This is a genomic window from Methylomonas sp. HYX-M1 (assembly GCF_040741385.1).
GTDB lineage: Bacteria > Pseudomonadota > Gammaproteobacteria > Methylococcales > Methylomonadaceae > Methylomonas > Methylomonas rhizoryzae.
The window spans coordinates 1,385,382-1,396,324 of record NZ_CP160405.1; the positions used below are offsets into that span (position 1 = coordinate 1,385,382).

General features: G+C 56.6%; 9 protein-coding genes. 8 read left to right on the top strand and 1 reads right to left on the bottom strand.

Features of this window, described 5'->3' with window-relative positions:
* Positions 1-55: 55 nt before the first annotated feature.
* From AB0A83_RS06520 to AB0A83_RS06545, 6 genes are all read left to right on the top strand, one after another.
* Positions 56-2,269 (top strand): heavy metal translocating P-type ATPase, encoded by a 2,214-nt coding sequence (locus AB0A83_RS06520; protein ID WP_367155753.1) that lies wholly within the window; start codon positions 56-58, stop codon positions 2,267-2,269.
* 69 nt (positions 2,270-2,338) lie between these two features.
* Entirely contained in the window at positions 2,339-2,740 is a 402-nt protein-coding gene (cueR, locus tag AB0A83_RS06525) for a Cu(I)-responsive transcriptional regulator (RefSeq protein ID WP_150047491.1), read from the top strand.
* A gap of 142 nt (positions 2,741-2,882) precedes the next feature.
* Entirely contained in the window at positions 2,883-3,098 is a 216-nt protein-coding gene (locus tag AB0A83_RS06530) for a hypothetical protein (RefSeq protein ID WP_190303265.1), read from the top strand.
* Between the two features lie 321 nt (positions 3,099-3,419).
* Positions 3,420-4,070: a phage tail protein gene (locus AB0A83_RS06535; protein ID WP_367155755.1), complete on the top strand. Its 651-nt coding sequence runs from the start codon at positions 3,420-3,422 to the stop codon at positions 4,068-4,070.
* 279 nt (positions 4,071-4,349) lie between these two features.
* Entirely contained in the window at positions 4,350-6,845 is a 2,496-nt protein-coding gene (locus tag AB0A83_RS06540; RefSeq protein WP_367155757.1) for a DUF2339 domain-containing protein, read from the top strand.
* The gene (locus AB0A83_RS06545; RefSeq protein WP_150047494.1) at positions 6,842-8,197 is read left to right on the top strand and encodes a DUF3999 family protein; all 1,356 of its coding nucleotides are present in this window, start codon (positions 6,842-6,844) and stop codon (positions 8,195-8,197) included. The genes AB0A83_RS06540 and AB0A83_RS06545 overlap by 4 nt, the downstream gene beginning before the upstream one ends.
* A gap of 14 nt (positions 8,198-8,211) precedes the next feature.
* Here the strand turns inward: AB0A83_RS06545 and ylqF are convergent, their stop codons facing one another.
* On the bottom strand, positions 8,212-9,126 hold the full coding sequence (gene ylqF, locus AB0A83_RS06550; protein WP_150047495.1) for a ribosome biogenesis GTPase YlqF: 915 nt from the start codon (positions 9,124-9,126) through the stop codon (positions 8,212-8,214).
* 172 nt (positions 9,127-9,298) lie between these two features.
* On the opposite strand from ylqF, the gene AB0A83_RS06555 reads away from it, so the two are divergent.
* Together AB0A83_RS06555 and AB0A83_RS06560 are read left to right on the top strand one after the other, a co-directional pair.
* Positions 9,299-10,267 carry a Cache domain protein gene (locus AB0A83_RS06555; RefSeq protein ID WP_232056800.1) on the top strand — a complete coding sequence of 323 codons (969 nt, stop codon included), beginning with the start codon at positions 9,299-9,301 and terminating at the stop codon, positions 10,265-10,267.
* A 48-nt stretch (positions 10,268-10,315) separates the two neighbouring features.
* The gene (locus AB0A83_RS06560) at positions 10,316-10,855 is read left to right on the top strand and encodes a C40 family peptidase (protein ID WP_150047496.1); all 540 of its coding nucleotides are present in this window, start codon (positions 10,316-10,318) and stop codon (positions 10,853-10,855) included.
* Positions 10,856-10,943 lie beyond the last annotated feature (88 nt).

The window sequence follows — 10,943 nt, forward strand, 5'->3', positions numbered from 1 at the left end:
CATCGTGGTAAGCCGAACACTTTGATCACAGTCAATTACATCAGGAGACTTGATCATGAAAACTTTAAATTCCAACCAGTTGGCGGACCATTCGGTTTACTTGTCGATAGAGGGCATGACCTGCGCGTCCTGCGCCGGGCGTGTCGAGAAAGCGCTGAACAATATTCCCGGCGTAGAGCAAGCCAGGGTAAATTTAGCCACCGAAAGTGCCGTTGTCCGCAGCGACGGCTCGGTAGCTTCCGACGCACTGATAAGCGCGGTTGCGGCCACAGGTTACCGTGCTTATCTCAAGCAGGATCGGCCGGCAAACAAACCAAGGTCGCGAGACGGACTGACGGTGGTGATGGCGGCGCTATTGTCGCTGCCACTACTGGCGCCGATGCTACTGGAGCCTTTCGGTATCCATATTGCACTACCGGCCTGGTTGCAATTGAGTTTGGCAACGCCGGTCCAGTTTGGATTGGGAGCGCGTTTTTACCGGGCAGGCTGGAAAGCGCTGAAAGCCGGTGCCGGCAATATGGATTTGCTGGTGGCCCTGGGTACCAGCGCGGCGTACGGCTTGAGCGTTTACCAATTGATGGGCTCGACTGGCGGCATGGCGCCGCATCTGTATTTTGAGGCATCGGCGGTGGTGATCAGCTTGGTGTTGACCGGCAAATGGTTGGAGGCTTGGGCGAAACGGCAAACGGTTTCAGCGATTACGGCGCTGCAAGCCTTACAGCCGCAAGTCGCGCGGGTCAAACGCAACCATCGAGAGTTGGACATTGCAATTGACAGCGTCAAGGTCGGGGATCTGGTCGTGGTCCGCCCCGGCGAACGTATCGCGGTCGACGGCACCATCGCCGATGGCCGCAGCCATATCGACGAATCGATGGTTACCGGCGAAAGCATGCCTATCGCCAAACAGCCCGGCGATAAGGTGACCGGCGGTGCCATCAATGGCGAAGGCTTGTTGCTGGTGCATACCGATGCGGTCGGCGCGGAGACTTCCTTGGCAAAAATGATTCGCTTGATCGAGGACGCACAATTGGCCAAGGCGCCGATTCAACATTTGGTGGATAAGGTCAGTGCATGGTTCGTGCCGGCGGTACTAGCTATTGCCTTGATGACCTGGCTGGGTTGGTGGTTGCAGGGTGCCGCCATGGAAACCGCGATTATCAATGCCGTGTCGGTTTTGGTGATTGCCTGTCCGTGTGCGTTGGGCTTGGCAACGCCCGCTGCGCTGATGGCCGGCACCGGCATGGCCGCCCGCCACGGCATCCTGATCAAAAACCCGGAAGTGCTGGAAGTTGCCCATCGCATTACCACGGTCATCTTCGACAAAACCGGAACCTTGACCCAAGGGAAAGCTTATCTGGTCGAAGCCGCGCCCTTCGGCATCGACCGCAAACGCTTGTTGCAACTGGCCGCTGCGCTACAAACCGGCAGCGAGCACCCTTTGGCAAAGCCAGTGCTTGAAGCCGCACATGAGTTACAGATCGAAACTATGCCGGCAGATGCGGTCACGGCCTTGCCTGGACGCGGGCTATCCGGGCGAGTGGATAATTTCGATTTGCGTTTGGGCAATAGCCGCTTGATGTCTGAATTGGGCATTGATCTAGGTGAGCTGGCGGAACGTGCCCAGGCCTTGGAGCTTGCCGGCAATACGGTGTCCTGGCTGGCAATGGCCGCGCCGCAAAAACGCTTGCTCGGCATGCTGGCCTTTGGCGACCGACTCAAATCGTCTGCTTATCCCGCCATCAAGCAATTACAGGCATTGAATATCCAAACCGTATTGTTGAGCGGGGACAATCGCGGCAGCGTCAACGCAGTCGGCCAGGCGTTAGGCATCAGCGACATTATCGCCGAGGTATTGCCGGCGGATAAGGCCTATCAAGTGGAATCGCTGAAACAGCAAAACCAGCATGTGGCAATGGTCGGCGACGGCATCAACGACGCGCCGGCACTGGCGGCCGCCGACGTCGGCATTGCCATGGCGACCGGCACCGATATCGCCATGCAATCTGCCGGCATCACGCTGATGCACGGCGACCCGATACTGGTAGGCGCTGCGCTCGATATTGCCCGGCGAACCTATCGCAAAATCCGGCAAAATTTGTTTTGGGCGTTCAGTTACAACCTCGCGGCCATTCCATTGGCGGCATTGGGTTTGCTCAATCCGCAACTGGCCGGAGCGGCGATGGCCTTCAGTTCGCTGAGCGTGATTGGCAACGCCTTGTTGCTGAGGACTTGGAAACCTGCCGGCTTATTGCCATCCGTCAGGCATTAACCCAACCTGTGTGCGGGCAGCGTACTTGCCGCCCGCAACACGGTGTCCATCTGTGTTGGAGAACGATCGATGAATATCAGCCAAGCCGCGAAAATGACCGGCGTATCCGCCAAAATGATTCGTCACTACGAAAGTATCGGATTGATCAAAAAAAGCGTGCGCACGGTATCGGGCTACCGGACCTACAACGACACCGATTTGCAGGTGTTGCGGATGATCAAACGAGCGCGGGGCCTGGGATTTTCGCTGGAGCAAATCCGCGATCTGGTCTCGCTGTGGCAAGACCCGGCACGGGCCAGCGCCGACGTCAAAGCGCTGGCCCAATCCCATGTCGACGATTTAAACCAACGCATCGCCGAATTGACTGAAATGCGCGACATTCTGGCCCGGCTGGCGCAAACGTGTAGCGGCGACAATAAACCGGATTGTCCGATTATCGAGACCTTGGTACTCGGCCAGCAGCTGGTTTAAAGCTAATCAATCCCTAGCATCTGGTTTTGTCCGGTAAAACAATCGGGTCAATCATATTTACTCGGGTGAAAAAAAAGACGTACCGGTCACCGTTGCCGGGACACGTGCTCGATCTGCATACGGCATCCAGGTCCGATGGATTGTGTTGTATGCCGAGGTAGCGCGCTTCGATGCCGTCGACCGCAGCTGGCAGTGTGGTTTTTTGCAGACAATGCGTTCCTTGCCTTGGGTGCCGGGGAACAATGCGCACCGCAAAGAGGCATTGGCCGTTCCGCCGATTACTGACGGCCTGTTGGGCAGCGCAGTCAGAGATTCGACGATCCGCAATTTGGCTAGTTTCCGTTCCGTCAGCGACTGAAAGCGTTCGGTGAGATTTTTCAGTAAATGGGGGGTGTACTATCTCTGTCCATGATGGCCGCCTCACTTGTCCGGTTGACACACATGCAGGGCTAGGAACGTTGTACCCGATAGGTTTATTCGGCCGGTGTGGGTTCAGCGGCTGACCTGCGAGCATTTCCTTCAAAATCTTCTATGCTGATCACAGTAATGACGGTGCCGGCCCAGCCTGCTCGTCCTTACTCACGCCGCCGAATCGTATCACTGCAAATCAAGGCCGGAAAAACTTCGGTCATCCTGCGATACGGTGTATTCCAATTTTTGCCAGACGAGGAAAACAAAAATGAATAAACGTTCTGCCCGTTTACTATTCGCACTCGCAGCAGCGCTTCCGGCTCAGGCCTTTGCTTGCGGATCGGAGCCTTTCATCGGAGAGATTTGTCTCTTCCCTTATCAATACTGCCCCACCGGCTATACGGAGGCAAACGGGCAATTGTTGCCTATCAACGCCAATAGCGCGCTGTTTTCTTTGGTAGGCACCACATTCGGTGGCGACGGCAGAACGAATTTCGGGGTACCTGATTTGCGCGGACGCGCGCCGGTAGGATTCGGTACCGGTAACGGGCTTGCGCCGTTAGTCATCGGGCAAGCGGGCGGGGTGCAGTCGGTTACCTTGACGCAGGCGCAAATGCCGACGCACCAGCATACTGCGACGACCACCGTGGACGCGATCTCGTCGGTCAATGTCGTCAGCGCGGCCGGGAATGCTTCTACCCCGGTCGGCAAAGTGATCGCGTCTTCATCCAGCCGCGATAATCAATATTCCGACGCCGCGCCCACCGATAAAATGGCGGCGGGTGCGGTGACAACGACTGCGAACGCAAACACCACCGTCGGTGCGGCGGGCAGCAGCCAGCCGGTTGCAACCCAGTCGCCTTACCTGGCGTTGAGATACTGTATTGCTGTGCAAGGCCTATATCCTTCCCGGCCCTAGGCTGCTATCGGGAGGGGGGGCGTCCGTAAAGACTTGATTCGTGGCAGATGCCGCTTTCATCGGCGTCTGCCGGCGGGCTGTTCACGACGGTCATGCGTTGTGCCGATGCGCACTCGCGCTACGGACGGGCTTTACTCCGGAGAAACAGGCTCTTAACCGGTTTGAACCGAATTCGGTCCAGCGGGGCTTCGCGGTTGGCCGAACTGCGGTTTTTCCGTGCAATGCACGCGCTGGCTTGCATGGCGGGTATGCATAATTTTATTTAGTATGAGGATGGCTGTGGACGACTTGATCGGTTTCGGGGTGTTTTGCTTGGTTGTAGGCCCTTTAATCGTCATCGCTCTGCTGTTCGTACTGTTATCGCGGCAGGCCCGTTATCAACAAGACCTCAGCCGTGCCTTGCAAAATCTACAACACGCTGTAGCGGCGCTGAACCAGGCCGACCCGCCGCTTGGCATTGGTCAAGCGACGAGCGACAAAACTGCTCGCTCAACCGCGACGGCGTCCGATATCGAGACGCTAGCGGCCTCGGAAGTTGCCACGGTTACGGTTGACGCGCTGCCCGAGCCTGAACGGCAAACCGAAGCCGAACCGGAAAAACAAGCAAGCGTGGACGCCTGGGACTCGGTCGGCGAGCCCGCTCCGCCCAGCGATTTCGAATTGGCCGCCAAACGGATTCTGCAGGAAGTTTGGAACTGGATCGTGGTCGGCGAAGGCCACAGGCCGGCAGGCGTGTCCATGGAATATGCCATCGCCAGCAATTGGTTACTGCGGATAGGCGTGTTGATTCTGGTAACCGGTATCGGTTTTTTCTTGAAGTATTCAATCGATAACGGCTTGCTGGGCGAACAAGCTCGAGTCGCCTTGTCGGTGTTGACCGGCGTGGGCATGATAGTGGCCGGGGTTAGAGTTCTGGGCGGCCAATACCATTTGTTCGCCTTGGGCCTATTGGGCGGCGGGATTGCCGTATTGTATTTTGCGGTGTTTGCCGCTTACGCGTTTTATCACTTGTTGCCCGTCTATCCGACATTCGCGCTGATGATAGCGGTAACCGGCTGCGCCGCGACCTTGGCGGTGCGGTTGGATGCGATGTTGGTCGCCGTATTCGCCATCCTCGGCGGCTACGCTACCCCTATTTTGCTGTCTACCGGCCAAGTCAATTTCATCGGCCTCTATAGCTATATGCTGTTGTTAGGCTGCGGCATTTTGGCCATCAATGCTTACAAGCATTGGCATTTGCTGAATTTCCTCAGTTTCGTTTGCCACTATTTGCTGTTTTTCGGCAGCTTGCAGGCTTATCAATCCGGCTATTTTTGGCAGGTTTTTCCGTTCCTGCTCGGATTTTTCACGCTGTATTCGACCATGGTGATTTTGTTCTGCCTGGTCAACCGCAGCCCGTCCAGCCTGTTGGATCTATTGGCGTTGCTGTCAAATGCCGCGATATTTTTCGCGACGGCGGCGGGCTTGATTAGCCGGGATTTTCCGCAGATTTGGTTGGCGTTGCTAAGCGCAACGCTGGCCGGATTTTACCTGGCCCACGCTTACTATTGTTTGGTGCGGCGTATCGCAGACAAAGCCCTGTTACTCAGTTTTATCGGCTTGGCGGCCTTCTTTCTGACCGTAACCTTGCCTTTGCTATTGTCCGCACAATGGCTGACCGCCTGTTGGGCGCTGCAAGCGGCGCTGATGCTGTGGTTGTCTGGAAAACTGCGTAGCGCCTTTTTACAACAGCTGGCTTATGCCGTGTATGCGCTGGTCGTGCTTCGCTATTGTTTCCTCGATTTGCCGGCGCAATACGCCCAGGCTTTCGATCGCCAACAATCGCTGGCTGGCTTCGTTTGGGGCTTGCTGCAACGGGCGATTAGTTTGGGCATTCCGATTGCCGCGTTGGCTGTCGCCTATCGTCTGACCGAACGGCCGGCACAAGCCGGCGACATGGCCTGTCCGCCGAATACCGACGTGGCGATGTATCTGCAGCGGAACGGCTTGATGCGGGCGATTGTCGTGCTGGGGTGCGGCATTGTGTTTGTGGCGTTGCAATTGGAATTACACCGCAGCTTCGGGTATTTATATCCGCCGCTGCAATTGCCGATGCTGACCTTGGTTTGGTTAGCAGCGGCTTGGCTGTTGTTGCTGTTTTACCAGCGTAGCGCTTTTGCCGGTTTGTTGACGGTACTGGCTTGGTTGCTGGGCGGATTGGCGTTGAAATTGCTGTTTGTCGATTTGCCTTCCTGGCAGTTGACCTTGGCGCCGATCGCGGTCGGCGACGGGGTTTGGACCTTACGCTACGCCGGGGCGTATTCGTTTCAACTGTTCTTGATGCGTTTGCTGGATTTTACCGCCGTTATCGCTTTTCTGGGTTTGGCCTGCAAACGTTTGCAGGGCGCCGCGGAACAAGGCGAACTACGCAAGTGGTTGGCCTGGAGCGCGTTGCTGTTGCTGTTCGTCAGCAGCAGTTTGGAAGTCAATTCCCTGTTGTATCACTTCGTGCCGGGACTGCGTTCCGGCGGGGTATCGATACTATGGTCCGCCTTCGCACTGGCCTCGGTGTTTAGCGGCATCAAGCTCAGGGTGGCCGCGTTGCGTTGGACCGGGCTGGCCTTGTTCGCCTTGGTGGCCTGGAAAGTATTTTTTATCGATCTGGCCAGACTCGAACAACTGTATAGAATCGTCGCGTTTATTCTGTTGGGTTTGCTGGCTTTGGGCGGCGCCTTTTTCTATATGCGCTATCAGCAAAGTTTTACCGGGCATCGGGACGAAGGGCGTCAGCAATGAAATTTCAGTGGCTATGGTGGGTATTGATGGGATGGATGCAGCTTGCCGACGCCGGCGGGCAGCGCTTTAGCCGCGAGGTCGTCGTCCCGCCGGGCCAAAAGCAAGCCCTGATGGCTGTGCCCCTGGACCCGGCGGTGTATAAAGCCAGTGCCGACGACTTTCGCGACTTGGTGTTGCTCGATGAGCAAAATGCAGAGACGCCGTTTGCCTTGCAAAAAATCGCCAGCCATAAAACCCAAACCCAACGCTATGCGCTGGAAAGCGGGCCGCCGAGTTTACAAACCGATGCCGCCGGCGGCATTGCCGTGACGGTGGAATTAAAAACCGAAAACCTTTTCGCCGACGGTTTGACCCTGAAAACCGCGCAGCACGATTTCGAATACGCCATACGGGTGGAAGGCTCGGACGACGGCCGGCAATGGCAGCCTTTGCTGGCCGATGCCAGGATTTTCGATTACGCGCGCTACATGGCTGTCGCCAAGCGCGACGTTGCATTGCCGGCCAACCGCTATAAGTTTCTGCGCATAGGGGTGGATAGGGCCAGCCAAGCCCGGACGGCCGCGCTGAGCGAATTAACCCGCACCTTGCGCGGGGACCAAGAATTGCAACGCGACGAAAAAGTCAGCCTGATCGAACACGCTTTGCATATCGACGGGGTGGAATTGTGGCGCGAGCAAACGGTAAGCGTGCCGGATCAATTGCAAACTTTCGACTATCAGAGCGACGCGATCACTATCCGGCACGACGCCGACAACAAATTGACCTTGGTGGACGTGGTCAGCGGTCGGCAACCTTTGGCCGGCTTGGAGCCGGCGATCTCGACGCCGAATTTCAGCCGTAGCGCCCGAGTGCTGGTAAACGTGCCGCAAGGGGTGGACGCCGGGTTCCGGGAAATCGCCAGCGGCCGCTTGGAAGCCATCCGTTTTCAGGACATCGAGCAAGTCAATACGCATTTGGCTTTTGCCGAACAGCGCCGCAGCGTTTATCGCATCGTCATCGAAGACCGGGATAACCCGCCTTTGCAGATAGCCGGGGTAACCGGGACCGGGCCGGGCTATCAGCTGGTGTTCATCTATCAGCCGGACAAACGCTATCGTTTGCTGTACGGCGCCAAATTAGAGGCCGCGCCGCGTTACGACATAGAGCCGATAGTGCAGCTGCAGCGCCAAGGTTACCGGGCCGAGCCGGCCGGTTTGGGGGCGGAAACCGAAATCAGAGCGGCCGATACCGGTTTGGATATGGTTGGCTTGTTGAATAGCAATGGGTTTCTAGGCCTGGTGATTGTGCTGATGGTCTTGGTGTTGGGCTGGAGTTTGTACCAAGTCGGCAAGCGCACTAACGAGATGCCTTAGCAGTGTCGGCCTCGTCACTGCGCTTTACCGCCGTGGGTCCCGGCCGCTTTCTTTGCGGCTTTTGCGGCGCGCATGGCCGCCAATTCCTGTAATTCGCTTGCCAGCATGTCCGGCGTTTCCAGGCTGATTTGGCCGAGCGTGCCGGCTCTCAGTTCGGTCAGAAACAGTTTCGCCGCCTTGTCCAGCTCCACCACGCCGCCGGCGCGCAGGCAGCCGCGCTTTTTGCCGATGAGCGCCAGCGCCTGCATCGCGTCTGCCGGTAACGCATCCAGCCGGTATCGGGCTATCAGCAGATCCGGGTAGGCGCGCAACAGATAGTCCAGCCCGAATATGGCGATGTCTTCATGCTGAAACGCCGTATCTTTAATGGCGCCGGTCACCGCCAAGCGGTAACCGCTGTAACGGTTTTCCAGGTTGGGCCACAGCACGCCCGGCGTGTCCGACAACACGATGTTGTTCTTCAGCTGGATGCGTTGTTGTTGCTTGGTAACGGCCGGTTCGTTGCCGGTTTTGGCGATTGCGCGTCCGGCCAGGCTATTGATGATGGTGGATTTGCCGACGTTGGGAATGCCCATGATCATGCTGCGCACCACTTTGCCGGCGGCGGTTTTTTCCGGCAGCATTTTGCTGCACAAGTCCAGAATCTGTTTGACTTTATCGGCCTGCTGGCCGGATAGGGCCAGGGTCTTGACCGCCATTTCCTTTTCCATGAAGGCTTGCCATTGCCGGGTGACGGCGGCATCGGCCAAGTCGGCTTTGTTCAATACGCGTATGGTCGGCTTGTCGCCGCGCAGTTGGTCCAGCATCGGGTTTTGACTGCTGTAGGGGATGCGGGCGTCCAATACTTCGATCAGCAAATCGATGTCCGGTAGGGTTTGTTTGATTTCCTTGCTGGCCTTGTGCATGTGACCGGGATACCACTGAATCATTGTGTTTCTCGCAAGCGGGTCGTGATTGCGCCATTTTACCGGGAATGCGTTGGTCTCTTGCGCCACTCCGGTGCAAAAACTCCGGGCTTATCGGAAAATCGTAGGTTTGCCGGCGTTGCGGCATAATTACTGCTTGAATTTCAACTCTTCTATCGGAAATTGGAAATCCCTGATGCTGCAAATGAGCCCCATCGTCGTTATCGAGTTGTACGAGGAACATCGCCTGGCCATTCAACGGTTATTGTTGTCGATCTTGACGTGTTTCGCCGATGAACGATTATTCGAACAAACGCCGGAGCAACTGCGAGAAACGCTGAATTCCCTGTGCGAATACTATCCGTGCGTGAGCTTGTTGTATTTGCTGGACCCGGACGGGGTGCAAATCAACGGCAACATTGCCGGACACAACTACCCGCAGCACGCCGGCTTGGGCATGGGGGCGGACCGCAGTCAGCGGCCTTATTTTGCCGCCGTGCAAAAAAGCCGGACGGCCGTAATCACCGAGCCTTATTTGTCCAGCATCAAGAACGAACTGTGTGTGTCGGTTTGTGGTCCGGTTTGCAACAAAGACGGTGCCGTGCGCGGCTATGTCGTCTTGGACATCGATCTGCCTGCGATGCTGAGTTTTCTGACCGGCGAGCGTAAAAGGCGCCACTTCGAGCCGGGTTTTAAGCTGATCTATACCTTGATAGTCCTGGGTTTGTTCACCGTGTCGCTGATCTTGTTGTTTGCGGCGGGACAAGAATGTATTGAGGTGTTGCAAACCGCGGCTCTCAAACAAGAAGCCAAGCTGATTCCGTTCAGCGTGGTGATTTACTTGACCTTGGCCTTGGCCATCTTCGATTTGGGCAAAACCACCTTCGAAGAAGAAGTCTTGCTGTACAAAGACATCATGAAACACAGCTCCACGCGGCGGACCATTACCCGTTTTATCGGGGCCATCATCATCGCCTTGTCGATCGAAGCCCTGTTGATGATTTTCAAAGCGGCGCTACAAGGTAGTGCCGGTCAATATATCGTCGAGGCGGTCTGGGTGGTATTGGCAGCGGCTTTGTTGCTATTGAGCTTGGGCGTCTACGTGTTCTTAGGCGCCAAGGCGGAAGTGATGCTGATCAATCAGAAGCAGCGTAAGCGTCAATAAGGTAAATCGCGTTATACTTGAAGCGTTTGCTTTCATCGTTCAGGGTTCATGCAGTCGTCATTCTGCCGTTGGTTCGGATTAGCCTCGCTGGTTTTGCTGCTGTTGTCCGGTTGTTCCGGTACCGACAAAAAGCCGCCTGTTTCCGATTATCAGCCTAGCGGTCCGGGCAATACTCAGGCCGCCCGCGATGCTTTGCAGTTGCAAGGCCGTCCCTACGTTTACGGCGGTCAATCGCCGGAGGTAGGTTTCGATTGCAGCGGTTTGGTCGCTTACGTTTATCGGCGGCAGGGTTTGAAACTGCCGCGCACCACCGAATCCTTGGCCTACTTTCTGCCTGCCGTCCCCCCCGATCAGCGTTTGCCCGGAGACTTGCTGTTTTTCAATACCGGTAAACCGTTTTCCCACGTCGGTATTTATGTCGGCGGCGACAACTTCGTGCATGCGCCCAGCGAACGTACCGGCCGGGTCATGCTTTCCAACCTGCATCAGCCTTATTGGCGGGAGAGGTTCATCGGCGTTCGCCGCCCCGGCGCGACGCAACCATTGTCGTTGAATAGTCGGCAGGCGGACGTTTGTCTGCTGAATTGATTTGCCGTCTGAGCCGTTGGATGAAGCGTTGTCGCCTAACGCCCGGCCGATTGCAATGCGTTCAATTGCAGGCGTGCCGGCGTTGGGC